Source organism: bacterium, assembly GCA_019637795.1.
In the GTDB taxonomy this organism is placed as follows: domain Bacteria; phylum Desulfobacterota; class Binatia; order HRBIN30; family CADEER01; genus JAHBUY01.
On record JAHBUY010000002.1, the window covers coordinates 957172 to 983008 of the forward strand.

At 71.9% G+C, this 25837-nt stretch carries 22 protein-coding genes; 7 read left to right on the top strand and 15 right to left on the bottom strand.

What is annotated here, in order from left to right; genetic code table 11:
• The first annotated feature begins 5 nt into the window (after positions 1 to 5).
• The 4 genes from KF840_09475 to KF840_09490 are packed head-to-tail and all read left to right on the top strand — an operon-like array spanning position 6 to position 8102.
• Complete coding sequence (locus tag KF840_09475) at positions 6 to 1895, top strand: HAMP domain-containing protein (GenBank protein MBX3025127.1); 1890 nt, start codon at positions 6 to 8, stop codon at positions 1893 to 1895.
• Complete coding sequence (locus KF840_09480; GenBank protein ID MBX3025128.1) at positions 1892 to 3343, top strand: TolC family protein; 1452 nt, start codon at positions 1892 to 1894, stop codon at positions 3341 to 3343. Before KF840_09475 ends, KF840_09480 begins: the two co-directional genes overlap by 4 nt.
• Entirely contained in the window at positions 3340 to 4503 is a 1164-nt protein-coding gene (locus KF840_09485; GenBank protein MBX3025129.1) for an efflux RND transporter periplasmic adaptor subunit, read from the top strand. Before KF840_09480 ends, KF840_09485 begins: the two co-directional genes overlap by 4 nt.
• A 23-nt stretch (positions 4504 to 4526) precedes the next feature.
• Positions 4527 to 8102 carry a CusA/CzcA family heavy metal efflux RND transporter gene (locus KF840_09490; protein MBX3025130.1) on the top strand — a complete coding sequence of 1192 codons (3576 nt, stop codon included), beginning with the start codon at positions 4527 to 4529 and terminating at the stop codon, positions 8100 to 8102.
• A gap of 155 nt (positions 8103 to 8257) precedes the next feature.
• On the opposite strand, the gene KF840_09495 is transcribed toward KF840_09490, so the two are convergent.
• From KF840_09495 to KF840_09535, 9 genes are all read right to left on the bottom strand, one after another.
• On the bottom strand, positions 8258 to 8734 hold the full coding sequence (locus KF840_09495; protein MBX3025131.1) for a VOC family protein: 477 nt from the start codon (positions 8732 to 8734) through the stop codon (positions 8258 to 8260).
• 14 nt (positions 8735 to 8748) lie between these two features.
• Positions 8749 to 9504, bottom strand: coding sequence for a VOC family protein (locus KF840_09500; protein MBX3025132.1), 756 nt, complete (start codon positions 9502 to 9504; stop codon positions 8749 to 8751).
• A 434-nt stretch (positions 9505 to 9938) separates the two neighbouring features.
• Complete coding sequence (locus tag KF840_09505) at positions 9939 to 10439, bottom strand: hypothetical protein (GenBank protein ID MBX3025133.1); 501 nt, start codon at positions 10437 to 10439, stop codon at positions 9939 to 9941.
• 352 nt (positions 10440 to 10791) lie between these two features.
• Positions 10792 to 11262, bottom strand: coding sequence for a hypothetical protein (locus KF840_09510; GenBank protein ID MBX3025134.1), 471 nt, complete (start codon positions 11260 to 11262; stop codon positions 10792 to 10794).
• A 170-nt stretch (positions 11263 to 11432) separates the two neighbouring features.
• Entirely contained in the window at positions 11433 to 12407 is a 975-nt protein-coding gene (locus tag KF840_09515; protein MBX3025135.1) for a DUF1566 domain-containing protein, read from the bottom strand.
• A 72-nt stretch (positions 12408 to 12479) separates the two neighbouring features.
• Positions 12480 to 12692, bottom strand: coding sequence for a hypothetical protein (locus KF840_09520; protein ID MBX3025136.1), 213 nt, complete (start codon positions 12690 to 12692; stop codon positions 12480 to 12482).
• Between the two features lie 46 nt (positions 12693 to 12738).
• Positions 12739 to 15666: an AAA family ATPase gene (locus KF840_09525; GenBank protein ID MBX3025137.1), complete on the bottom strand. Its 2928-nt coding sequence runs from the start codon at positions 15664 to 15666 to the stop codon at positions 12739 to 12741.
• A 125-nt stretch (positions 15667 to 15791) separates the two neighbouring features.
• Positions 15792 to 16898: a glutathione S-transferase family protein gene (locus tag KF840_09530; protein ID MBX3025138.1), complete on the bottom strand. Its 1107-nt coding sequence runs from the start codon at positions 16896 to 16898 to the stop codon at positions 15792 to 15794.
• Positions 16895 to 17710, bottom strand: a complete 816-nt coding sequence (locus KF840_09535; protein ID MBX3025139.1) for a phytanoyl-CoA dioxygenase family protein — start codon at positions 17708 to 17710, stop codon at positions 16895 to 16897. The genes KF840_09530 and KF840_09535 overlap by 4 nt, the downstream gene beginning before the upstream one ends.
• Positions 17711 to 17811: 101 nt before the next feature.
• Between KF840_09535 and KF840_09540 the strand changes: the two genes are divergently transcribed.
• Positions 17812 to 18594, top strand: coding sequence for a hypothetical protein (locus KF840_09540; protein ID MBX3025140.1), 783 nt, complete (start codon positions 17812 to 17814; stop codon positions 18592 to 18594).
• Between the two features lie 7 nt (positions 18595 to 18601).
• Here KF840_09540 and KF840_09545 read toward each other — a convergent pair whose 3' ends face one another.
• Positions 18602 to 19282 carry a glycosyltransferase family 2 protein gene (locus KF840_09545; protein MBX3025141.1) on the bottom strand — a complete coding sequence of 227 codons (681 nt, stop codon included), beginning with the start codon at positions 19280 to 19282 and terminating at the stop codon, positions 18602 to 18604.
• Positions 19283 to 19430: 148 nt separating this feature from the next.
• Between KF840_09545 and KF840_09550 the strand changes: the two genes are divergently transcribed.
• The gene (locus KF840_09550; GenBank protein ID MBX3025142.1) at positions 19431 to 20411 is read left to right on the top strand and encodes a lysophospholipid acyltransferase family protein; all 981 of its coding nucleotides are present in this window, start codon (positions 19431 to 19433) and stop codon (positions 20409 to 20411) included.
• 37 nt (positions 20412 to 20448) lie between these two features.
• On the opposite strand, the gene KF840_09555 is transcribed toward KF840_09550, so the two are convergent.
• Positions 20449 to 21177 (bottom strand): 1-acyl-sn-glycerol-3-phosphate acyltransferase, encoded by a 729-nt coding sequence (locus KF840_09555; GenBank protein ID MBX3025143.1) that lies wholly within the window; start codon positions 21175 to 21177, stop codon positions 20449 to 20451.
• Positions 21178 to 21259: 82 nt separating this feature from the next.
• Here KF840_09555 and KF840_09560 point away from each other — a divergent pair, with 82 nt between their 5' ends.
• Positions 21260 to 22612: a radical SAM protein gene (locus KF840_09560; GenBank protein ID MBX3025144.1), complete on the top strand. Its 1353-nt coding sequence runs from the start codon at positions 21260 to 21262 to the stop codon at positions 22610 to 22612.
• Between the two features lie 228 nt (positions 22613 to 22840).
• Here the strand turns inward: KF840_09560 and KF840_09565 are convergent, their stop codons facing one another.
• From KF840_09565 to KF840_09580, 4 genes are all read right to left on the bottom strand, one after another.
• Positions 22841 to 24160, bottom strand: coding sequence for a tryptophan 7-halogenase (locus KF840_09565; protein ID MBX3025145.1), 1320 nt, complete (start codon positions 24158 to 24160; stop codon positions 22841 to 22843).
• A gap of 14 nt (positions 24161 to 24174) precedes the next feature.
• The gene (locus tag KF840_09570) at positions 24175 to 24810 is read right to left on the bottom strand and encodes a hypothetical protein (GenBank protein MBX3025146.1); all 636 of its coding nucleotides are present in this window, start codon (positions 24808 to 24810) and stop codon (positions 24175 to 24177) included.
• A gap of 122 nt (positions 24811 to 24932) precedes the next feature.
• The gene (locus tag KF840_09575) at positions 24933 to 25346 is read right to left on the bottom strand and encodes a type II toxin-antitoxin system VapC family toxin (GenBank protein ID MBX3025147.1); all 414 of its coding nucleotides are present in this window, start codon (positions 25344 to 25346) and stop codon (positions 24933 to 24935) included.
• Positions 25343 to 25747, bottom strand: coding sequence for a hypothetical protein (locus KF840_09580; GenBank protein ID MBX3025148.1), 405 nt, complete (start codon positions 25745 to 25747; stop codon positions 25343 to 25345). The genes KF840_09575 and KF840_09580 overlap by 4 nt, the downstream gene beginning before the upstream one ends.
• Positions 25748 to 25837: the final 90 nt, after the last annotated feature.

Genomic DNA, 25837 nt, shown 5'->3' on the forward strand with positions numbered 1-25837 from the left:
CGACCATGCCGCCCCTCGGCCTCCGCGCCCGCTTCCTGCTCGCCTGCGCGCTGCTCGTGCTGACCACGGTCACGGCGAGCCTCTGGACCCTGCGCACCCTGTCGCAACTCGGCGGCGTGGTCGGCACCGCCGTGCGCGATACCGACGACGCGACCGCCGCCACCGCGGCGCTCGCCGGCGCGCTCGAGCGCGAGGACGACGCCCTGCTGTTGGCGCTGGCGGGGGACGCGGACGCCCCGCGGGCGCTCGACGCGGCGCGGCGCGCCGTCGACGAGCGCCTGGCGCGGCTCGCGACCGTGCTCGGCGACTCGTCGGAGCAGGCGCTCGCCGCGCGCCTGCGCTCCGCGATCACCGCCTATCGCGCCGCCGCCAGCCGTCTGGCCGAGGCCGGCCGCACGACCGACGCGCTCCTCCGCTATCATCGCGAAGCGAACCCGCTGCTGCGCGCCGCGGTCGGTCTCACCGCCCAGATCCGCGACCAGCGCTTCGAGCAGGCGCAGCAGGTGGCGAAGCTGGCACGCGACGAGGCCCTGCGCGCCCGGCGGGTCGTGTTCGCGATCACCGGCATCGCCCTCGCCATCTCCGTCCTGGTCGCCCTCCACCTGGCGCGGGTGGTGATCGCGCCCCTGCGCCAGCTCATGCGGGAGGCGACGGCGATCCGCAGCGGCGACTTCGAGGCGCGCATCCCGGTTCGCTCGCGCGACGAGCTGGGGCAGGTGAGCCAGGCCTTCAACGAGATGGCGGCCGATCTGGCCGACTTCCGTCGCTCGAACGTCGGGGAAACCCTGCGCGCCAAGGCCGCGCTGGAGGCGACCATCGAGGCGCTGCCCGACGCCGTCGTGTTGGTCGACGCGGACGGGCGCGTGCAGTCGCTGAACGGCAGCGCCCGGCGCCTGGTCGCCGGCGGCCGCAGCCCGGCGACGATCGGCGCGCTCGGCCTGGACGGCCTGAGCGACGCCGCCGTCGCGGCCGCCGTCGCCGCCGCCGGCGCCGCGCCCCTGATCACCGAGCTGGGAGGCGCGCTGCGCGTCACCGTCGACGGCAGCCCCCGGCGCCTGCTGCCGCGCGTCATCCCCTTGCCCGGCTTCGCCGGCGGCCGGCCCGGAGCCCTGGTGCTGCTCTCCGACGTCACCGACCTGGTGCGCCTCGACGAGATGCGCGCCGAGCTGATCGCGGTCGCCTCGCACGAGCTGCGGACGCCGCTGACCACGCTGCGCATGACGCTGCTCATGCTCCAGGAGAGCGCGGCCGCCCTGACGCCCCGACAGCGGGAGCTGGTGGGCGCGTCGCTCGGCGGGATCGACCAGTTGAGCGAGATCGTCGACGAGTTCCTCGACCTGACGCGCATCGAGGCCGGCGCCTTGCGTCTGAGCTGCGAGCCGCTGGATGCCGCGGCCCTGGTCGATGCCTGCGTGCGCCGCGCCGCGCCGCGGGCGCGCGAGGCGGACCTCGACGTCCACCTCGCCCACGAACCACACCTGCCGGCGATCGCCGCCGATCGCACGCGGCTGCGCGTCGTGGTCGACAACATGCTCTCGAACGCCCTCGAGTACACGCCGGCCGGCGGCCGGGTCGACGTCGAGGTCGGCGCCGTGCGCGACGCCGAGGGGCAGCCGACGAACCGGGTGCGGATTGCGATCGCCGACTCCGGACCGGGCGTGCCGCCGGAGTTTCGCCGGCGCGTGTTCGAGAAGTTCTTCCGCGTCGAACACCACCGCCCCGAGTCCCACGCGGGCAGCCGCGGCACCGGCGTCGGCCTGTATCTGTGCCACCAGATCGTCGCGCTGCACGGCGGGACCATCCGCTGCGAGGCGAATCCGCGCGGCCGCGGCGCGTGCTTCGTCGTCGAGCTGCCGGCGACACCCGTGGGCGCGGCCGTGGAGACGCCGGCGTGAGCGCGTGGACGCGCATGCGGCGCCGGCTGCGCCTGGTTCTCCTGATCGGCTGCGCGGCGCTGCCCTCCTGCACCGCGACGGCCGCGGCGCCGCGGCGCGACGCCGACTCCGTCACGCCGGCCGACAGCGCCGCGGAGCGGCTCGGCGCGGCCGCGCCGGCGGCAGCCGCCCTGGGAGGCGATCCCGACCTCCCCACGGCGCCGGGCGAGGGCTCCCCGGGGGCGGAGGAGGAGCGCCTGACGCTCTCCGACGCGATCGCCGAGTGCCTGGCGAACGATCCGCGCATCCGCGCCGGCGTCGCGATGCTGCAGCAGGCGCGCGCCGAGCTCTCGACGGCGTCGCTGCTGCCCAATCCGTCGCTCGACACGGGCATCAGCCTCTTCCCGCTCGGGGAGCCGTTCACCGTCGACCACCAGGGCGGGCCGCCGCAGTTCGACGTCGGGATCGCGTTTCCGATCGATTGGCTGCTGTTCGGCAAGCGCGCGGCGCGCATCGACACGGCGCGGGCCGGGGTCGACGTCGCCGCCGCGGAGCTCGCGGACCTGGTGCGCCAGCGCCTCGCCGCCACGGCGGCAGCCTTCTACGACGTGCTCGAGGCGCAGGCGCTGCTCGACCTGGCGCGCCAGGACCAGGAGAGCCTCGAACGCCTGCAACGCATCACCGAGACGCTGGTGCGCCTCGGCGGCGCGGGCACGATCGAGAACGACCGCGTGCGCGTGTCGCTGCTCGACAGCCAGCGCGAGGCGCGCCGCCGCGCCGCCGATCTGGCGATCGCCAAGGCGGCGCTGCTGGCGCAGATCGGACGTTCAACCAGCGCGCGGCGCCTCGACGTCGTGGGCAGCCTCGAGGTCGCGGCGCCGCTGCCGCCGATCGCGACCGAACGCGCGTTCCAACTGGCGCAGCGGTACCGCCCCGACGTGCTCGCCGCGCAGCGCCGCATCGCCGCGGCGGCCGCCGCCGCCCGCACGGCAGAGTCCGAGGCGTTTCCGGACGTGACGCCCCGCTTCGGGTACACGCGCCAGTTCCAGAGCCAGGCGATCGGCTTTCCCGACGTCAACGCGTTCGGCGTCGGGGTGGACCTCTCCCTGCCGGTGTTCGACCGCAACCAGGGCGGCATCGCGGCAGCGCGGGCGGCGCAGGCGCAGGCCGAGAGCGAGCGGCGCGCCACCCTGGTCGAGCTGCGCGCCGAGATCGAACAGGCGGTGCGCGATCACCGCTTCGCCTACGCGGCGGTGACGGCGGATGCGCCGCTGCGCATCGAGGCGGCGCGCAATGCGCGCGACAAGATCGAGACGGCCTACCGGGTCGGCGGGCGGCCGTTGATCGACGTGCTGGATGCGCAACGGGCCTTTCGCGACACCCAGCGCCTCGATGTGGAGGACCGCGCGCAATACTGGCAGTCGCTCCATCGGCTGAACGCGGCGGTGGGGAAGGAGGTGCTGCGATGACCCGCCCGGAACCGGCGCCGTCGCGCGCCGGCGGTGCGCGCTGGCGGCGCGCGCCCCGGCAATGGGTGGCGCTGACCGCGCTGGCGGCGAGCGCGGCCGGCATCGCCTTCTGGCTTCATCGGCCCGGCGTGGACGATGCCGCCATGTCGGCGGCGGCTGACGGCAGCGGCGAGGTCCGGGTCGTCGCCCCGCGGCGCATCGCGGTGGCGCCGGGGAGCCCGCTGGCCGACAAGCTGGAGATCCGGACCGTCGCCGCCGAGCGGCTCGCGGCGCCGCGCCTGACGGTCAGCGGCTCGATCGTGGCGCGGCTCGGCGGCGGCGCCGACAACCGCGAGGCGCGCTGGGACTTCAGCCAGCCCGAGTTGGCCGCCGCGTACGCCGACTGGCTGCGCGCCCGCACCGAGGAGCCCTACGCGGCGGCGCAGCTCGCGAAAACCCGCCAGCTCGTCGCCGCGCGGGTCTCGGCGCAGACCGCGGTCGTCACTCGCCTGCGCCAACTCGTCCAGGCAGGCACCGATGCGCCCAAGGACCTCGCCGCGGCCGAGGCCGATCTGGTCCAGACGCAGCTCGAGGGGCAGAAGCAGGTCTTCGAAGCCGAGGCGGCATGGAAGGACGCGGTGCGGGCCCGCGCCACCCTGCAGCGCCAACTCTTCCAGCAGGGCGTCGATCCCGAGCTGCTCGACCGCGCCAGCGACGATACCGCGATCCTCGTCGCCGACGTCCCCGAGGCGCGCATGGAGGCCGTGCACGTCGGCCAGGCGGCCGAGGCGCGCTTCTTCGCCAGGCCCGGGGCGCCCGTTCCGGCCGCCGTCAGCAGCGTCGCACCGGCGCTGGCCAGCGACCGCCGCACGCTGCGCGTCTTCTTCGCGTTGGACGACCGGGGGGCGCGCCTGCGGCCCGGCATGTTCGCCGACGTCGGGCTCGGCACCGAGGCGCGAGACGCCATCTCCGTGCCGAGCGACGCGGTGCTGCACATCGGCCGCTCCGACTACATCCTCGTTCAGGAGGCGGGCGGCGTCTGGCGCGTCACGCCGGTCGGAGTCGGCGAGTCGTACGGCCCGGCGGTCGAGGTCGTCTCCGGGCTCGCCCCCGGAGACGTCATCATCGGCGGCGGCGCGATTCTGCTCAAGCCGCTGATGGTCCAGGCGCTGCGCGACTGACCCCGCGCCCGCACGGCGACGCGATGCCCAGCCCGATCGAAATCGCCCTCCGCCACCGTTGGGGAGTGTTCCTCTGCACGCTGGCGCTGGCCGCCCTCGGCGCGTGGTCGTTCGCCCGTCAGAAGATCGACGCCTACCCCGACATCTCCGGGCAGATGGTCACCATCATCACCACCTTCCCGGGCCGCGCCCCGGAGGACGTGGAGCGGCAGGTCACGGTGCCGATCGAACGCGCCATGGGCGGCGTCCCGCGGGTGGAGACGATCCGCTCGCGCACCATCTTCGGCCTGTCGGTCGTGCAACTGTCGTTCGAGGAAGGAGTCGACGGGTACTGGGCCCGGCAACGCGTCGAGGAGAACCTGCGCGGCGTCGATCTCCCGGAGCAGGCGACGCCGGAGCTGGGTCCGCTGGCAACCGCCTACGGCGAGATCTTCCGCTACGAGCTGCAATCGAACGGCGTGGCCGATCTGATGGCGCTGCGGACCCTGAACGACTGGGTCGTCATCCCGCGCCTCATCCGCGTGCCGGGCGTGGCGGACGTCAGCAACTTCGGCGGCCTCGCCAAGCAGTACGCCGTCACCCTGCAGCCGGCGCAACTCCTCCGCTTCGGGCTCACGCTGCGCGACGTCGTCGACGCGCTGCGCAGCAACAACGCCGACGCCGGCGGCTCGGTGCTGTCGCGCGGCAGCATGTCGTTCGTGGTGCGGGGACGGGGCGCGCTGCGCGATCCGGAATCGATCGCCTCCACCTTCATCCGCTCGATCGACGGGACGCCGGTCTACGTGCGCGACGTGGCGAACGTCGAGCTCGACGCCAAGGTCCCCTCGGGCATCTTCAGCAAGGACCGCACGGACGAGGCGGTCGAGGGCATCGTCCTCATGCGCCGCGGCGAGAATCCGTCGCAGGTGCTGCAGCGGGTCAAGGACGCGATCGCCGAGCTCGCCGCCACCGAGCTGCCCGACGGGGTCCGCATCGTGCCCTTCTACGACCGGCAGCACCTGGTCGACGAAACGCTGCGCACGGTCAGCCACAGCGTGCTGCTCGGCATCGGGCTGGTCGTCCTCGTCCTGGTGCTCTTCCTCGGCCGCCTGTCGCTCGCCGCGCTGGTGGCGCTCACGATCCCCTTCTCGCTGCTGTTCGCGCTCGTGCTCATGGGCGCGGCCGACATTCCGATCGGCCTGCTGTCGATCGGCGCCATCGACTTCGGCATCATCGTCGACGGGGCGGTGATCATGGTCGACAGCATCGCCCACCGCCTCGGATCGCACGCGCCGCGGGGCGGGCGGCGCGACGTCACGACCGCCATCCTCGCCGCCGCGCAGAGCGTGCAGCGGGCGATCTTCTTCTCGATGTTGATGATCATCGCCGCCTACCTGCCGCTCCTCACGCTGACCCGGATCGAAGGGCTGCTGTTCCGGCCGATGGCGCTGACCATCGTCTTCGCCCTGATCGGCGCGCTCTTCTTCGCCCTCATGACGATCCCGGCGCTGGCCAGCGTCGTCCTGCGCCGCGGCCACCGGGAGTGGGACAATCCGGCGCTGCGCTGGTTCCGGCCCGTCTACGGCGCCATCCTGCGCCGCCTGATGGCGGCGCGCGGCGCCGTGATCGCGGGCGCGGCGGTGCTCATCGCCGGGGTGACGCTGCTCGTGGTGCCGCGGCTCGGGGTCGAGTTCCTACCGTACATCGACGAGGGCGTGATCTGGGTCCGCGCCAACTTCCCGGAGGGGACGTCGCTCGAACAGACGGCGCGCTTCGGGGCGCGCATCCGCGAGCTGGTCCTCGCCCTGCCCGACGTCGCGTTCGTCTCCGTGCAGACGGGGCGCAACGACAGCGGCACCGACCCGTTCCCTCCCAGCCGCATGGAGATCATGATCGGGCCCACGCCGCGCGCCGACTGGCGGCAGTTCCGCACCAAGCACGAGCTGCTCGAGGCCATCGGGTCGCGCCTGCGCCGCGATTTTCCCACCACCCGCTTCAACTTCACGCAGCCGATCATCGACAGCGTCACCGAGGACACCAACGGCACCTCGGCGAACCTCGCCGTGGAGATCCAGGGCCCGGATCCGGCGGTCCTGCAGCGACTCGGGCAGCAGGCGGTCGACCTGCTGCGCGCGGTGCCGGGGGCGGTCGACGTCAACATCGAGCAGGAGGGACCGCAGCCGCAGTTGGTCATCCAACCCGACCGCGCCCTCGGCGCGCGCTACAACGTGCGCATCGAGGACATCCAGCAGCTCATCGACACCGCGCTCGGCGGCGAGCCGGTGGCGGCGCTCTACGAGGGCGACCGCCGCTTCGACATCGCGGTGCGCTTCGATCGCCAGTCGCTCTCCTCGCCGTCGGCCGTCGGCCGCCTCCCCGTCCACACCGCCGACGGCGTGCCGATTCCGCTCGCCGAGGTCGCCAGCATCGACCTCGTCGACGGCCAGACCACGATCGCGCGCGAGGGCGGACGGCAGCGACTGACCGTCCGCTGCGACATCGTCGACCGCGATCAGGGCGGATTCGTCGCCGACGCGCAGGCGCGGTTCGCCGCCGCGATCCAGGTGCCGCCCGGCTATCGGGTGAGCTGGCTCGGCATGTTCGAGAACCTGGCCCGCGCCCGCGCCCACTTCGCGGTGGTGATTCCGGCCACCCTGGCGCTGATCTACGGGCTGCTGGTCCTGACCTTCCGCTCGCAGGCGTCCGCCCTCATGCTGCTCCTCTCGGTGCCGTTCGCCTTCACCGGCGGCGCGCTGGCGCTCTGTCTGCGCGGCATGCACCTCAACGTCTCGACCGGCGTCGGGTTCGCCGCCCTCTTCGGCGTCTCGATCATGAACGGGGTGCTCATGGTGCGCGCCATCACCGCGCTGCGCCTGCAGGGGACGTCGGCCGACGAAGCGATCGTCCAGGGCTCGCAACAATGCCTGCGGCCGATCCTCATGGCCTCGCTGGTGGCGATCCTGGGGTTGCTGCCGGCCTCGCTCGCGACCGGCTTGGGGTCCGACGTGCAGCGGCCGCTCGCCACCGTGATCGTGTGGGGACTGTTCAGCGGCATGACCCTGACATTGTTCCTGGTCCCCGTCCTCTACCGCCTCGTCCTGCCGGCGCTGCCGCAGCCGACCGTGGCAACCGCCGAGGGCGCCGTGTTCGTCGAGCCGCTGCCCGCCGTCGCGCCGGCGGACGTCGTCGCCGTCCTGCGCGCCGTCGCCGCCGAGGGCGGCGAGAGCGAGATTTTCCGCATCGCCGAGGCATGCGACTTTCAGTTCGGACGCGTGGTGTTGGTGGTCAAGGCGGCCGAGTTGCTCGATCTGGTGGACACGCCGCGCCACGTCGTCGTCCTCGCCGCCGCCGGGCGGCGGTTGGTCGAGGCACCGCCCGACGAACAGGCGGGCGTCTGGCGTCGCCAACTCCTCCACCTGCGCCTGTTCCGGCTCGTCCACGACGCCGCGCTGCGCCGCGACGACCGGACCCTCGACCGCGACTTCGTCCTGGAGACCATCGTCACCCGCATGCCGAGCGAGGACTACGAGCTGGTCTTCAACACCTTCGTCCGCTGGGCGCGCTTCGGCGCGCTCTTCGACTACGATCCGGAAACGCACCGGCTGCGATTGATCGCGTGATCATTGCGTGACACGCCCGGCGAAGGTCGGCCGTTCGGGGGACGGAGCGACGCCGACCGTCGCCCTCCCGAAGTCCCCGAGTCGCTGCGTGATCCACGAACTGGGCGCGATCGACGCGGCGGCGGCGGCGGCGCGCGGCGGTGGAGCGCCCCGCGTCACCCCCCGTCGGCGGCGCGCTCGAGGGCGGCGATGTCGAGGCGCTTCATGTGCATCATCGCGTCCATCGCCCGTTTGGCGCGGGCGCGGTCCGGGTCGGCGAGCAGCGCGAGCAGGCGACGCGGCACGATCTGCCAGGACAGGCCGAAGCGGTCCTTCACCCAGCCGCACTGCTCGGCCTCGGGCACGGCCGACAGCGCGTTCGTCAGGCGGTCGGTCTCCGCCTGGTCGTCGGTGTAGAGCTGGAAGCTGATTGCTTCGTTGAAGGTGAACTTTGGCCCGCCGTTCAGAAGCACGAAGGGCGTGCCGGCGACGGTGACCTCCACCGTCAGCACGTCGCCCTCCCGGCCGTGCGGATAGTGGGACGGGGCGCGATGGACGCGATCGACGCGCGAGTCGGGAATCACCGCGGCGTAGAAGTGGGCGGCCTCCTCGGCCTGACCGTCGAACCAGAGACAGGGGCTGATCGTCGGCATCGCCGCCTCCTCGCTCACCGACGCGGACCGACGACGGCGAACATCACCTGCTGCGGGTCCATCGCCTGGATGATCCAACGGCCGCCCGGGACTTCGCTCGGGCCGTGCAGGACGCTGCCGCCGGCGGCGCTGAGGCGCCGCTGCGCGGCGTCGATGTCGTCGACGTTGAAGTAGAAGAGCCACGACGGCCGGGGGAAGCTCGGGCTGTTCAGCATCCCGCCGAGCGGCACGCCGCCGACGCCGAAGAGCTGGTAGGTGCCCATGGCGCCCATGTCCATGGCGTCGAGCTTCTCCCAGCCGAACAGGGCGCTGTAGAAGGCGAAGCCGGCGGCCCAATCGGTGCTGTGGAGCTCGTTCCAGCCGATGTGGCCCGGCGCCTCGGCCTGGAACGCCCGCGGCGGCGCGGCGTCGCGCGGCGTGGGGCGCAGCAGCATGAAGCGCACGCCCTGTGGATCGGCGACCACCGCGAAGCGGCCGACGCCGGGGATGTCGTCGGGCGGGCGCACGACGGCGCCGCCGGCGCGCGTGATTCGTTCGGCCACGGCGTCGACATCGTCGACCGCGATGTAGCCCAACCAACCGGGCGTCGCCCATGCCTCGGCCGGCAGCGGGCCGATACCGCCGACGGCGCCGTCCGGCGCCGCCAGCACCGTGTACGCCATGCCGCCGCCGAATGGCTGCGCCGTCCAGCCGACGACCGCCGCGTAGAACGCCTCGGCCGCCGCCGGGTCGCGGGTCGCCAGCTCGTACCAGATGAACGTGTCTGCCATCGTCGTCCCCCGTGGTGGTCTCGCCTCATTGTCGCACGAGGGGGACCGCGATCGACATCGGCGAGAATCCATCCGCGGACGACGCGGACCGCGCGGCCTGAAGGCAGCCTCTGGTTCGCGACCTTCGCGTCACCGCCGTGACGAGGAATGTGCCGGGCCCCCGCCTCCTGCCCGCGCGCCGCACGGTCGGCCGTCTCGCCAGACCTCGCCGCCGGCCGCTGTCACGACCCGACCCGCGTGAGCCGCGACACTGTCAGCGGCCGCATCGCGGCGGGCACTTGGGCGTCCGTCGTCGGCTGCACCCCCTCCTCGACCAACTCGATCGGGGGTTGTGGATCGATCGACGTCTCGCCTCAACCGAGGGGAGGTCCAAGTGTGGCCGCGGAGAGGTCATGGCAGGCCGACCAGGCCTCGCCGCCGGCCGGGAAGGCCCGCTACCGCATCCGTGCCAGCCCGCGGATCGACCACAGACCGACCGCGAGCAGAACCGCCACGACGAACGCGACATGCCGCGTCGACAACAGGGGCGCACCGGTGGCCGGCGCGCACCGGTTGTCGCTGCACATGCGGCTGAGGCACTGCGAGTCATTGGTGCAGGCACCGCCATTCGGGATCAGCGTCGCGGTGGGAACAGGGGTGACGGTCGCAGTCGCAGTTGCAACCCCGGTCGGCGTCGGTCCATTCACATCCACGCAGGACACCGTCTCCATGCCGCACCCTTGACCCTGACTGGGATCGGGGCAGGCGACGGCATGGCCGCACTCCGCGACCAGACAGGCGAGCTCGCAGGACTCGAAGTCCGTGATGGTTGAGCAACTGGGATAGCAATCCCCAATGGATTCGCACGCGCAGCAGCACGGATCGGTCGACGCGCTCGCGCGGTCGACCACCAGCGTGACGAGAAGGATCGCGGCCAGAAGTACGGTCAACTTCATCAGTCCTCAGTCCTCCTGAATTCCGGTAGCTCGTCCGCGATCGGGGCCCGGCGGATTGCCGAGAGGGGGGTGATTCCCCGCCCGGGACGTGACGTGGGCCGTCGCTCCACCACACGTCGCTTCCTTTCGTCATGGACGCGACTTCTCCGGCGAGGAACGACACGTACCATGGAGCCGTGTTCTTCGGATCGTACGGACGCGTACGCGCACTTCCGCCCACGCCTCGCGACTGAGACCGTCGAGCTCTTCATTGCCGTACTGCTCGACAACAAGCACCGGAAGCTCCAAGAGGGCGCCAGTGCGTTTCCTGTCTCCGCTGCCCACCTGGACGATGGATTCCGGGCTCGGAGCACTACTTGTCCTTGGCCAGAAACCCCTGCAGCGTCACATAGTAGGTCGCGGCCAACCCCGACTGCACGCACAAGGTCGTGCCCGACTTGATGGCGATGCCCGTTGGAAACGTGGCGGTCCCGTGGCAACTGCCAAAGGCGTCGGCGAGACAACTCACCGAGATCGCGACATTGGACGGGGCTCGCAGCTTGAATATCTCCAGCCGCGAGGGCAGCGCGGTGTCCGTGTACCCCTGCATCGCGGTCACCACCAGCATTTTCCCCGCTGGAATCCCTTCGTAGGGAGCGGCCGTCCCATCCGCCATCAATTGAGCGCCCGGCAGACGACCGAAGCCGCAGGGTCCCGTCGGATCGCTGGACGAGAAGCGCAGGTTCACGACCTGACTGGGCTTGGTCGGGGCGAGCGAGCCGGCAGATGCGACGCTCGAAGCGAGCAAACTCGCTCCGGCCAGAAATGCAGTCAACTTCCTCATGTCTCTCTCCTCCTCAATGATTCAGAATCCCGGTCGGTAGCCCGCGCGCGGGAGCGGGCGGATTGCCGACAAGGGGGGTGATTCCCCGCTCGGGACGTGACGCGGACCCGTCGCTCCACATCCGGCCTTGCCTGTCGAGGCGGATTCCCGACGCGCTGGGCGCACGGGCCTCACATCCCCCCACGCACCGCCCGCACCCACACGTCGTTGCCTTTCGTCATGGATGCGACCTCTCCGGCGAGGAACGACACGTACCAAACCGCGGTTGGATCGGCGGCAGTGGTGGTGGCGGAGAAGTAGAAGGGGATGCCCACGTGGGTGCAACTGCAGGCCGGGCTCGTCAGATCGCTGCAGGCCGGTCCACAACTGGAGCCGTGAAAGGCGGCGCTCACGGCGGGATTCGTCGCGGCGTAGGAGATGATGCTCTGCAGCTCCGTGATCGTCGGAATGCGCCAGTCGTCGTGGCCGGCGAAGTTCGCTGCATTGAGGTCGACCAGCCACTGCCAGATCGTCGTTTCGCCGCTCGCATCGGGATCGACGAAGCAGGTCCCGTCCGCGACCAACGAGCTGCACACCGCGCAGCCGGTCGCATCGCCCTCCACCCCCGCCGCGCAGGCGGCGGCTGCCGCCGCGGTCGGCTGGCAGAGGTGGCCACTGATCGTGCAGGTTCCCGACCACAGGTACCCGTTGTCCGCGTTGTGCGGTTGCGCGTAGCTCGCGCCCGACCCGTCGCGGATCTTCTTCTCCCACATGAGCCCGGTCTTGTTGTCGGTGATCGTTCCGTCGCCGTTGTCGTCCAGTCGCGGGCCGCCCGACAGACGGCGCGTGAGGTCGCCGAGATCGATGTCGATGACGCCCAGGATGAACGAGGCGTCACCGGTGCTCGGGCAGGTGCCGTCCCGCTTGACGGCGCCCTGCTCCAGACTCGCCCAGTGGCGACTCGACTTGTCCACGCACTTGCCGAGGTCGGCCTGATAGCGCGCCTCGTCGCCCGTGAGGATGCGCTTCTTTTCCGCTCCGGCGCGGCATTTGGCGTAGCTGCCCGCTTCGGCGATCTTCCCCGCGGCGCACTTCTGCGCCGGGGTGGCCTGCGCGAGCGAGGCGCCCGCCAGCAGGACGGATCCGACGGCAATCCATTTCATCATCATGTTTCTCCCTCTTCTCCTTTGGCGCCCGGTCGCTATGGCTCCCGGCCGCGGTTCAGGCGGATGGCCAGCTCATCTGCTGTCCTGCGCCGCCAGGGTGCCCTGCATGAAGTCGAGCAGCTCGGGAACGCTGGCGAAGCGGGCGGCGCGACCGGAGAGGACGTGCTCGACGCGTCCGACCACCGCTCCGGCCGCCGGGTCGAACCCCGTCGCGAGCTGGATGACGAAGGCGGCGTATGGAACCAGCTTGGGCGGCAGGTCCGGAGTCGAAGCGGAATTCGTCATGGCCGCGACGGTAGCCGCAGGCCGGATGCGAAGTCCTTACGAAGTTCTAAAGCTTTTCCAAATCGTCGCGCAGGGCCCTGGCCGTCCGCACGTCGAGAAGCTCGAACCCCTCGCCGAACCAGCCGTAGATGCCGGACAGGAGATCGCGCGCCGCGATCCGACGGCCCTGCTCGCGCCACAGGCGCGCCAGTCCGGTGGCGGCTTTCAGCTCGAGCCACTTGGCCTTCTGCTCGCGCGCGACGTCGATCGCCCCGTTGAACCCCCGCTCCGCGTCGCCGTTTCGCCCCAGGGCGCGATCGATCTCCGCGCCCAGCCGCAGGACCTCGGGCGCATGCCAGTGCCCGCCGCAGCGGGCGATGTAGGCCGCCGCCTCGTCGATCGCCGTTCGCGCCTCGTCGAGACGGCCGGTGAGCAGAAGGGCATTGGCCAGCATGGCCTTCCACACCGAACCCGCATCGGGAGCGATCCCAGGATCCTTCCGCAGCCGCCGGACGGCCAATGCGCCCTCGCCGTGGGCGAGGAGCTCCGTTGCCTCGGCCATCGTCGCCAGATTCCGCCAGTTCCGGTGCCCGGTGAGATGCGCCAGCGCGCGGATCTTCGCCGCTCCCTCGGCCGCCACACCGCCCTCGAATGTCAGCCCGGCGACCCGTTGCTGACGGGCGAGCACATAGAACTCCGTATAGGGGTGCCCCAGCGCTTCGGAACGGGCGCACAGGTCGCGGAAGGCGCGCAACGCCTGATCGGGAAAACCGAGAGCCAGGCGGGCGAACGCGATGTCGGCGGCGGCCGCGAGGTGGAACGCCACCGGCGCGCCCGGCACCAGCGGGGGAAGCTGGAGGGCCGGCGTCAGATTCTCGACCGCCGACTCGTAGCGACCGCGGGCCAGCTCGACATAGCCTTCCAGGTAGCGCACCACCGGTTCGGCGCCGCGCAGAGCCGGCTCGGCGTCGAGGCGCCGCATCTGCTCGCGCACGGCATCGGCGGCGCGATCCGGGCGGCCGCAGCCCACGTGGAACGCGACCAGCCCCCCGAGCGCCTGCATCGCTTCGAAGGTCGCGACGTCGCCGCGCGCCAGCTCGCCGACGCGGCTGGCGAGCAGCGGCAGCTCGGCGGCGCCAATCCCTTCGCTCTCCATCAGCGGCCCGATCAGCGCGCCGCGGAGACGCAGCTCGATCTCGTGGCGAGGCGAACCGCTGGGGGCACCCTCGAGGAGCGCGAGGCCCCGGCGTAGCCAGCCCATCGCCTCCGCGGTGGCGTAGCGGCGCAGGGTCATCCGCGCCGCTTCGTGACACTGGCGGGCGGCGCGCAGGACGTCGCCGCCGCGCTCGAAGTGCAGCGCGAGCTGCGAGGCGATCTCGGACGCGCGGGCGCCGTACCCGGCTTCCAGCCGCTCCGCGATGCGCAGGTGGAGGGTCGCCCGGCGCGCCGGGGGCACGCGCGCCGCGAGGACCTGTCGGTAGAGCACGTGACGAAAGGCGAACGACGCAGCGCTGCTCCCGTCGGGCCATGGGCTCGATCGCGCCGCCTCGATGAACTGTCCCGAGCGCGCCAGACGCGTGCAGAGATCTTCGATCTCCGCCGTGTCCCCGCCCAGCGCGGCGGCGGTCGTTTGCGAGGAGAACACCATGCCCACCAGGCTCGAGACCTCGAGCGTCTCGCGGGCCCCCGCCGGCAGGCGCTCGAAGCGGTGCTCGATCATGTCGCGCACCGCCGGGGGGACGGCGTCGCGGATCGTGTCGGGCGAGACCGCGCAGGTCCAGGACCCGTTCTCCTCGCGCAGCCACCCCTCCTGAACGAAGTCGTCCACCGCGGCCTGCAGGAACAACGGATTGCCGGTCGTCTGCGCCTGCAGCACCTCACACACGTCGGCCGCGAACGCGCCGCGCGGGAAGCGCCACCGCAGGTAGTCGCCGACGGCCTTCGCGTCGAGTCCCTCCAGGGGGATTTCGAGACATTGCCGCTTCGCCGCCAGCTCGCGCGTCAGCGCGACGATCGGGTGTTGGGCGAGGATGGCGTCGACCGAGCGGTACGTCGCCACCAGCAGCAACCGCGCCGGCGCGCGCCGCTGCGCCAGGGCGGCGAGCAGGGCGACCGTGGCGGGATCGGACCAGTGCATGTCCTCGAACACGAGGACGAACGGTCGCTCGCGTGCCAGCACGGCGAGCGCGCTCGACAGCTCGCGGATCATGCGCTCGCTCGTCGACCCGGCCAGGGTCCGCAGGAGATCGGCGCGTTCGTCGCCGCTCGCCACCCCGGGCAGTTGCACCAGCCAGGCCGGCGCGTGCGATCGCAGCACCCGCTGCACCTCGGCGTCGCCGCACAGGCTCTCCATGGCTTCGAGCACCGGCATGTACGGCTCGCCCGGTCCGTACTGCTCGAGGCACTGCCCGCGGCCGAGGAGCGGCGCCGCCGAGGAGCCGCCGCGCGGATCGCGAGCCTCCATTGCCGCCGCGCGGCCGTCGACGCCGGCGCAGAACGCGTCGACCAGCGCGGTCTTGCCGATCCCCGGCTCGCCGGTCACGAAGACGAGCTGCCGCCGGCCCGCCTCGGCCAGCGCGTATGCTCGGCGCAGGGCGGCGACGGCCTCCGAGCGGCCGAAGACGGTTCGAGCTGCCGCGTCATCGAGATCGTGCGAGGACTCGGGCTCCGGTGTCTCGCCGACGATCGCGATCTGTCCGATCCACCGGTAGCCGCGCCGGTGAGCGGTCTCGATGCAGCGCGGCCGCCTGGCGTCGTCGCCCAGCGCCTCGCGGAGCTGCGCGACCGCGACGGTCAACACCGCCTCCGAGACGTGGGTGTCGGGCCACACGGCGTCGAGCAGCGCCTGCTTGGTGACGAGCTGACCGGCGCAACGGCAGAGGCAGCGCAGCACCTCGTACGCCTTGGGCTTCAGGTCGATCCGCCGCGCTCCGCGCCACAGACACTGACTGCCCTCATCGAGGCGATACTCGGCCTCCCCCACGAGCTTGGTCATGCCGGACAGGGCCTCGTTGTCGCAGATTCCCACCCGACGATCGAGGCTTGCCGCACGCCGCCTCGAATCGCCAGCGAGCGCGGCGCCCGGGCGGGGTCCGGCTCAGGTCGCGCGGAAGGCGAGGCTCACGCGCCGCCGTCCGCGATCACCAGCGTGAAGCCGCGCTTGCCGAAGCGCACGGCGGGGTCGAGGCGGAAGAGCGCCTCGCAGCCGGTGCCGGCGAGGTAGGCGTCGACCGCGGCGCGTTCCGCCGGCGACAGCGCGCGATAGGCGTCCAGGGGGCGCTGCACCATCCAGACCGCGTACGGGCTGGTGTAGCGGTTCACCTCGGCGCCGCGCAGCGTCGTGGTGTGGCCGCCGACCATGCGCGGCGGCTCCTCGCTGCCGGGCGGGCGGGTGGCCGCCCACTCCTCGACGGCGCGCACGGTGTCGAGCAGCAGCGGCACGGCGTCGCGGCCGATCAGCTCGAGCAGCGGCCGCAGCGTCGGCTGCAGCGCCGCCGGGGCGGCGTATGCGCCGTCCGCATCGGGATCGGGGCAGTTGCAGCGCTGCATCCAGTGGCAGACCAGCGGCGCGCTCTCGCGCAGGATCTGCCCCGGCACCGCGTCCTGGTAGAGATGGGCATAGAAGGGCCCCATCACCGCGCAGTCGGCGAGCGACGGGCGGCCGCCGAGCAGGTACGGATGCGCCGCGAAGTGCGCCGACAGCGCCGCCAGCAACTCGCGCGTGTGCGCCTCGATGCCGGGGATCGAGGCCGGAGACACGCCGAGGAAGCCGATGCTGCCGCCCATGCGGCTGGCGAACCTGTCCGCCGCCACCGGGTCGCCGTTCACCGCCGCGAAGTCGGCGCGCGCCTTGGCGACGCTGGCGGGAAAGCTCCAGCGGTAGTGCATGGCCGGCAGGACCAGGAACTCGTCGGCGTAGACCTCGAACAGGTAGGCGAGCACGCGCAGCACCGGATCCCGCGGGTAGAGCGGCGGATCGGGAAAGCGCGCCTCGAGGTGGTCGAGGATGACGCTGGTGTCCTGCCAGGTCTCGTCGCGATCGGTGACGACGATGGGGATGAACGACAGCCCGGTGCGCGGCACGATCACCTCGCGGTAGGCGCGCGGCGTCGCCAGCAGCTCCAGGTACGGGATCCGCTTGTAGCGCAGCGCCGGCCGCACCTTGGCGGTGAAGTACGAGACGTCGGCGCCGTAGAGCCGATAGTAGTGGTCGCGATCGAGGCTCATCCGGCGACCACGTCCCAGACCATCGTCGTCTCCGGGGAACGCCCGAGCAGCTCCATCGGATGCGTCTTGTCGATGTGACCGATCAGGCCGTTGTACAGCGAGTAGCCGACCAGCTCCTGCAGGCGCGGCGCGAAGCGGGCCGCGATCTGGCGCGGAATGCCGAGCTGCTGGTTCTCCTGCTGGCGGATGAAGCCGGCGCAGTAGTTCATGGCGATGCCGATGCGCCGGGCCGCGGTGCGGTTGGCGCCGCCGCCGTGCCACAGGCTGCCGTTGTACACCATGACGCTGCCCTTGGGCATTTCCGCCGGCTTGCTGTCGTACCGGCCGAAGTAGTCCGGCAGCTCGGCCAGCTTGTGCGAGCCGGGGACGATGCGCGTGGCGCCGTTGGCATCGGTGAAGTCGGTGAGCGCCCACATGGTGTTGCAGACCAGCGGCACGTGCGGCCGCGGGATCGGAATCAGTTGGTCGTCGGCGTGCAGCGGCTGCGGCTTCTCGTCGTTGCAGATCGCGATCGACGACAGCGACGACACCAGGCAGCCGGGATCGAGCACCCGCTCGACGATCGGCAGGATGTTCTCGTGCACCGGAATGCGCTCGTACAGGGCGCCGTGGACGAGCAGGTTGTAGATGCGCACCGTCTTCGTGCCCTCGAAGCGGTTCTTCGCCGGCACGATCCCGAGCTCGCGCTCGAGACGGCCGAGATCCTCGACCAGGGCGTCGACGAAGTCCGGCTCGATGGCGCGCTCGACGATCGAGTAGCCGTCGTTCTCGATGTTGCTGACGTGGCGTTGGATGGTGGCGAGGTCGAGCATCGGCAATCCCCCGGAAGCGCTATCAACCACAGCGGAGCGCGGAGGTACACCGGGGGAGGAGCACGTTGCTCCAACTGGTGCGGTAGTGCAGGGTGCAGGGAATGCGCCTCGCTCTCCTCCTGCTCGCCGCCCTCGCCGCCGCGCCGGCGGCGGCCCAATCGTGCCCGGGCGACTGCAACGGCGACGGCCAGGTGCGGGTGGAGGAGATGATCGTCGGCGTCCGCATCGCTCTCGGCGAGGCCGCGCTCGGCGACTGCCCGGCCTTCGACGCCAGCGGCGACGGCGAGCTGTCGATCAACGAGCTGGTGCTGGCGGTGGCCAACCTGCTCGCCGGCTGCCCGGCGACGCCGGAGCCGACCGCCACGGACCCGGCGCCCGCGACCCCGACGGTCCCGACCCCCACGGCGCCAACCCCGACGGCGCCAACTCCGACGGTCGCCGACACGCCGGCCGCGCCGGCGACGCCGACCGCCACCCCGACCATCCCGCCGGTGTCCGGGACCTGGATCGAAGCGCCGCTCGTCGTCGGCGATTCGACCTGCGCCGAGCCGCTCACCGCCGCGTTCGTCGAGGAGCTGGCGGGCCGCGGGCCGTGCGCGCAGGCGGTCGAGCAGACCGGCGAGACCAGCGCGCGCGTCACCGACTGCAGCCAGCAGGTGGTGGACGGCACGCTCGATCGCGACGGCACCATCCGTCTCACCTTCCCGCCCAGCGAGAGCTCGGTGGCGAACTGCACCCTGACGCTCCGCATCAGCTCCGTGATCGCGGCGGGAGCGGCTCCGGTCACCGCCGACTACGCCTTCGCGCTCAGCTTCGGCGGCGACGCCTGCCCGCTCGACGACTGCGCCATCGACGCCACCGCCACCTGGACGCGCGCCGAATAGCGAGCGCTCAGCGGCGGCGCAGGATGAGCCCGACGACGACGGCGATGATGCGCACGGTGTCGCCCCACGGCCGATAGTGGCTGATCCGCTCGGCGGCCGGCGGATAGTAGACGTCGACCGGCACCGAGACGATCTCCACCCCGGCGCGCGCGGCCCGGATCAGCACCTCGGTCTCGAAGGCGAACCGCCCGGCGGTGGCGCCGAGCCGCAGGGTGTCGGCCAGCGGGTAGACGCGAAAGCCGGACTGCGTGTCCGGCAGCGCCTGGCCGCAGGCGATCTCGACCCAGCGGTTGGCGAAGCGGTTGCCGAAGAGCTTGATCGGCGTCACCTCCTGGTCGCCGATGCGGCGGGCGCCGACGATCAACGCCCGCGGCGCCGCCGCCGACGCCGCCAGCAGGGCCGGAATCTCGCGCCCCAGGTGCTGGCCGTCGCCGTCCATGGTCAGCGCGTGGGTGACCCCCTCGCCCGCCAGGCGCGCGAAGCCGGCGCGCAACGCCTCGCCCTTGCCGCGGTTCACGGGCTGGCAGAGCACGGCCGCCCCGGCGGCCTCGGCCCGCGCCGCCGTGTCGTCGCGCGACCCGTCGTCGACCACCAGCACCCGATCGACGTGGCGCCGCGCGCCGCCGACCACGTCGGCGATCGTCGCCGCGCAGTCGTAGGCCGGAATCAGCACCGCGCAGCGTCGCATCGCCCGAACTTTTCACACGCGGCGGCGGAGCGACAGAGGCGGCCCGGCGCGGCCTCGCCACCGCCGTTGCGCCGTCTCTCCCCGTGGATCCTCGTTGCGCGGCGAGGCTGAATTGAGGGCGCCGCGCGGGCTATGCTAGCGCCACGCGATGACCGCCCCCTCCGCCCCCGTCGCCGCGCGCCTGCGCGCGGCGCTGCGCTTCGACGGCATCTGGTGGCGGAAGCTCGCCTGGCTGGGCTGCGTCTACGGCCCCGAATGGTGGAAGCAGGGCTCGCCGCCGCTGATCGCGGCGCTCATCTACGCCGGCGTCGGCCGCAACCGCCGCGGCGCCGTCACAAACCTGCAGCGCGTTCTCGGCGACCCCGATCCGCGGCGGGCGCGCCAGATGGCGCTGCGCATGTACGCCGAGTTCGCCCGCTGCATGACCGAGACGCTGGAGCACTTCGGACCCCGCCCGCAACCGGTGCGGATCGACGAGCCGACCCGCGACGTCGTCGGCGAGGCCCTGGCCGAGGGCCGCGGCCTGGTGCTGGTGACCGGCCACGTCGGCAACTGGGACGTCGCCGCCCGCACCCTCGAGCAGTACGACCGCCCGTTCAACCTGGTGATGGCGCACGAGCGCAACGCCACCACCAGCGCCTACGCGCGCGCCATCCGCGAGCGCGCCGGCATGCGGGTGATCTACTCCGACACCTCGGTGTTCTCGTCGCTCAACATGATCCGCGCCCTGCGCGACAACGAGATCGTCGCCATCCAGCTCGACCGCACCCTCGGCGTCGGCACCACCCGCATGGTCGAGTTCTTCGGCGCCCCGGCGCCGTTCCCGACCGGGCCGTTCGTTCTCGCCCGCCTCGCCGGCGCGCCGCTGCTGCCGGTCTTCTTCCCGCGCCTCGGCACCCGCCACTACGCCATCCGCCTCGGCACCCGCCTGACCCTGCCGCGCGACGCCGGCGACGCGCCGGCGCTGGCGCGCGCCATGCGCGCCGTCGCCGCCGAGCTCGAGGACGTCATCCGCGAGTTCCCGCACCAGTGGTTCCAGTTCGCGCCCTTCTGGCCGGAGGACGCCGCCCCGAGCGCGCGCCAGCGACCGGCCGACCGCGACGCGCGAGTGCGCGGCCGGCGCGACTAGTCCAGGAGTCGACCAGGATTGCCGGGAGCGCGTGATGCTAGGCCGCCAGCTCGGCGGCGATCTGCGCCCGCACCGTCTCGCGCAGGCGGTCGCGGTCCTCGTACGTCAGGCCGGCGGTGGCGATCGGCGGCAGGATCACCAGCTCGGCCGAACCGGGGAGAATCGAGAGATACTGCCCCTTGGGCATGATGCGGGTCGTCCCCTTGCAGACCACGGGGACGATGGGGACGCCGAGTTGGATGGCGGCGACGAAGGCGCCCTTGCGGAACGGCAGCAGCTCGCCGTCGGCGCTGCGCGTCCCTTCCGGGAAGATCACCAGCGAGCCGCCGTCGAGCGTCACCTTCTGCAGCCGCTCGATGGAGGCCAGGGGATCGTCGCGATCGATGGGAATCATCCCCATGGTGCGGAGCACGGCGCCGAGGATCGGCTCGGCGAACATCTCGCGCTTGGCGGCGAACCGGGTCACCCCTGGCAGGAGGCCGAGCAGGGCGGCGATGTCGAAGTGGCTCTGGTGGTTGGGTGCGAAGATGTACGGCCCGGGGCCGAGCTGTTCGCGCCCGCGCACCCGGATGCGCACGCCGCACACCCGCATGAGGTTGCGCGCCTGCAGCTTGGCGAAGCGCCACGCCAGCGGCCGGCTGATCTGGTACAGGCCGATGGCCACCAGTCCGGACGAGAACAGCATGGCGCGGAAGAGCACGCGGTTGAGGGCGACGCGCAACCGCGTCGGCTCGGCGGCGCTGACGGCAACGGCATCGGCGGGCATGCGGGTAGCAGTATCCAGCGCCCTCCGGCGGGGCAAGATACGCGGCTTGCCCCGCCGGAGGGCGCTGGATACTGCTACCGGCGTGCGCATCCTCCTCGTATCGCCGACGCACTACAACGCCGACGGCACGTTGCATAAGACGACCCGCTACTGGACCAGCGGCCTGACGCTGGCGACGCTCAAGGCGCTCACCCCGCCGGGACACGACGTGCGCATGGTCGACGAGCTGTTCCACGACGTCGACCTCGATTTCGACGGCGACGTCGTCGGCATCACCGCCATGGGACCGCAGATCCGCCGCGCCTACGAGCTCGCCGACCACTTCCGCGGCCGCGGCCGCAAGGTGGTGCTCGGCGGCACCTGGGTGACGCTCACCGCCGAGGCGTCGCTGCGCCACGCCGACGCCGTGGTCGCCGGCGAGGCCGAATCCGTCTGGCCGCAGGTCCTCGAGGACCTCGCCGCCGGCCGCAGCCGCGGCATCTACCGCGCCGCCCAGTGGCACGACCTGCGCGGTCTGCCGCGCGTCGATTACACCAGCCTGCCGCTGCTCAAGTACGACGCCTTCAAGCGCAGTTGGCTCTACCGCATGTACTTCCACTGGCCGATCGTCTTCTCGCGCGGCTGTCCGCACCCCTGCGAGTACTGCGCCGTGCAGACGTTCTACGAGCGCGGCTTCCGCACCCGCCCGGTGGACGAGGTGATCGCCGACCTGGAGGCGATCAAGGCGCTCGGCGCCAACCGCATCCTGTTCCTCGACGACAACCCGATCGGCAATCCGACCGCGGCGAAGGAGCTGTTCCGCGCCATGGTTCCGCTGAAGCTGAAGTGGGCCAGCCAGTGCACGATCAACATCGCCCGCGATCCCGAGCTGCTCGACCTCGCGGCGCGCAGCGGCTGCGTCAGCCTGTCGATCGGCCTCGAGAGCATCAACGAGGACAGCCTCGAGACGATCGGCAAACGCTTCAATCAGCCGCGCCGCTTCGACCGCGACCTGGCGGCGATCCGCGCCAAGGGCATCCAGGTGATCGGCCTGCTGATGGTCGGCCTCGACGGCGACACCCTCGATACCTTCCAGCGCTCGCTCGCGTTCCTGATCGACAACAAGGTGTCGTTCCTCAAGCTCTTCACGCCCTGCCCGTACCCCGGCACCAAGTACTACGACGACATGCTGGCCGCGGACCGGATCACCATCCAGGACTGGGGCCGCTACGACTACGGCAGCCCGATCATCAAGCCGGCGCAGATGACCGCCGAGGAGATGATGAGCGGCTTCAAGACCGTCTACGAAGGCTTCTACTCGTCGCGCGCCATCGCCAAGCGCCTCTTCCCCCCGCCCGCCGGCAGCTATCTCGAGACCCTCGCCTACCTGGTCGCCAACCTGAAGGTGAACCGCTACCTGCGCTCGCACGAGAACGCCTGGGCGACGATCTCGTGAGAACGGCGCGACGCTCTTGGCTGACGCGACAAAAGACTTTCACCACGGAGGCACGGAGACACGGAGAGTACTGAGCTCGAAGCCCGCCCAGCGTTCATCCCAACGTTCATTGGAAATGGAGTGAGAAGAGGCCCCGCGCCTTCGCTGTGGCACCGAGCCCTCCGTGTCTCCGTGCCTCCGTGGTGAGGAGTTTTCTGTCTCATCGGCCTGACGGCGGAACAGCCTCGCTCAGAGCTCGCGTAACGTCCCGCGCACCCGGAAGAGCCCGCCGTCGGCGGTGGCGCCGAAACGTCCGCGCGCCGTCGCGTCGTCGAAGCGTCGGTGGCGCGCCGCCAGCTCGGCGGCGAGCCCGGCGTCGCCGCCGAGCAGGTCGGCGGTGCCGGACATCAGGCGCACGAAGGCGGTGCGCGCCTCGAGCGGTCCCTCGGGGTTGAGCAGCTTGCGCGCCGTCCAGAAGTACGAGTCGGGATCGGTGTGGTGGTCGTAGAAGAAGTAGAGGAACTGGCGGTAGCGCTCGAAGGCGGCGCGGTAGCGCCGGTCGTAGTCGGCGAGGGCGTCGGCCGGCGACACGTTCCCGGCCAGCAGGCGCTCGACGGCGCGCGCCGCCAGGTAGCCAGCCATCGACGCCAGGTGCACGCCCGTGGAGAACACCGGATCGATGAAGCAGGCGGCGTCGCCGGCGAGCAGGTAGCCGGGGCCGTGGAAGGCGCGGCTGTCGTAGGAGTAATCGCGGATCACCCGCACCGGCGCGACGCGCCGGGCGGCGCGCGTCCGCGCCGCCACCGGCGCGCAGGCGGCGACCAGGCGCTCGTAGAGCGGCGTCGCGTCGCCGCCCGCCTCGCCGGCGAAACGGGTGGCGTCGACCACCGCGCCGACGCTGGTGGTGCCGTCGTGCAGCGGGATGAACCAGAACCAGCCATCGGCGAAGGCGGCGGAGAGGATGTTGCCGGCGGTGTCGCCGGCCAGGGGCTCGGCGCCGGTGAAGTAGGAGAAGACCGCCAGGTTCTTGAAGAAGGGATCGAAGCGACGCTGCCCGTCGCGCCGCCCGAGCAGCGCCTGCTGGCCGCTGGCGTCGATCACCCACGGCGCCCGCGCCTCGACCGCCGCGCCGCGCTCGTCGCGGGCGGCGACCCGGTTGCACGCGCCGTCGTAGGTCACCGTCTCGACCCGATGCGCCTCGCGGACGTCGACTCCGAGCGCCGCCGCGTGGCGTAGCAGGAGGTGGTCGAACTCCGCCCGCACGACGTGGAAGGCGTGCGGCCGGCCGCCGGGATCGTCGCGGAAGTAGAAGCTCCACGGTTCGGCGCGCGCCCCCCACACGAAGGTGCCGCCCGGTTTGCGCACGAACCCGGCCGCCTCGATCGCCGGCAGCACCCCCAGCGCCTCCAGCACCGGCATGGTCGCCGACAGCAGCGACTCGCCGATGTGGTAGCGCGGAAAGCGCTCGCGCTCGAACAGCAGCACCCGCGCCCCCGCCTGGGCGAGAAACCCGGCCGCGACGCTGCCCGCCGGGCCGCCGCCGATGACGATGGCGTCAGCGTCGAGCATGCCGTGCCTTCCGTTCAGCGCTTGCGCTTCTTCGCCGGCGCTGGCGTCGGGGCCGCCGCGACCGCCTGCTGCACCGGTTCGTTGTTGCTGGGCGCGCCGCCGATGATCGCCGACACCTGACCGTCCGCGCCGAACTTGACCTCGAAGGTCACCCACCGGTTGCGCCAGTAGACCCAGGTGTCGGCGCTGGTCGATGGCGTGCGGTGGGTCGGCGGATAGCCGAGCGACATCAGCACCTGCTCGCGCGTCATGCCGCGCTCGACGCGGCCGTCACGGATGGCCGCCTGCACCGACGGCGAGAACGTCGCGAAGCGCGCGTGCGGGTCGATCTCGACCAGGACCTTGGCGAAGAACTGCTGAGAGGTCTCCTGCTCCGTCCCGTACGCCTGGGTGAGCGTGACGTTGACGTCGGCGGCGCGAAAGCTCACCGACCTGGCGGTCATGCCCGTGACCGTCGCGGGACTCCCGAACGGCAGCAGGGCGCCAACCTGATAATTGGCGTCGACCACGTCGGCCGGATTTTCATAGTGGATATTGCAGCACGTGTAGAGCTGCCGCGCCTGCCATTGCTGCAGAACGCCCGGTGCCACCTTCGCCGCGCAGCCGGCAAGCACGAGCGCCAGCGCCGCGATCGTTCGTCGAAATCGCATGCAGCCTCCTGTCCCCGCCGCCGCTGCAGTCGGCGCGGGGCGGCTCGCATCTAGACCGCGGCCGGAGCACTTCGCAACCGCCGACTCCCGGCGCGCCGCCAGGCGCATCGCCCGCGACCCCCTCAGCACCCGATGGCGGCGAGGTGTCCCTCCTCGGCGTAGGCGAGCAGACCGGCGTCGCGGGTGACCAGGCGGTAGCCGCAGGCGCGCGCGGTGGCGGCGAGGATGCGATCCACCGGATCGCGCGGCGGACAGCCGGGCAGGAAGGAGGAGGCGATCAGCGCGGCGGGATCGGTGGCCGCCAGGGCGACGCCGGGCACGGCCAGCAATCGCCGGAACCACGCTTCCGGGCTGATCGAGATCGTCAGCCGGCTGCGCGCCACCAGCAGGCCGATCTCCCAGGCGCTCATCGGCGACACGAACACCGGGCGCCCCGCCGCCGCGGCCGCGTCGAGCGCCGCCGCCGCGGCGCTCGCGATCGGCTGGTCCTCGGCGATCCAGATGGCCGCGCAGGTATCGAGCAGCAACGGCATCATTCGGCGCGGTCGCCCCACTCCGGATCCGCCGGCGCGGCGAGATCGGTGCCGGGCGCGATGCCGAGGAGACCCTTCAGGGCGCCCCGCAAGGGGTGGCGCCCCCGCGCCACGTAGGCCGGCGCCGCCTCGGCCACCGCGGGCGGCGCCGCCGGCGCCGGCTCGGCAACGCGGCGGAACACCAGCTTCCGGCCGCTCATGTCGACATTCGCGCTCTCGTAGCCAGCCCGCTTCCAGGCACGGGTGATGACACTGCTCTGCTCGTTGTTGCTCCACCACGCCCGCTGGCCGGCACTCGGGGGAAGGGGGGCACCGATGATTCGCTCGATGGCCTCGAACGTCATCGGGACCTCCTTCTCCGTCCGACCCTTCAGGTAGTCCTCCAGCGGTCCGTACTTGGACATGACAACTCCCTCTCGAGACTGCTGATAACAGTTTACCTACATTAAGACAACACTGTTGTTCCGCGGTCGGATCACCGCGTCAGCATCGAG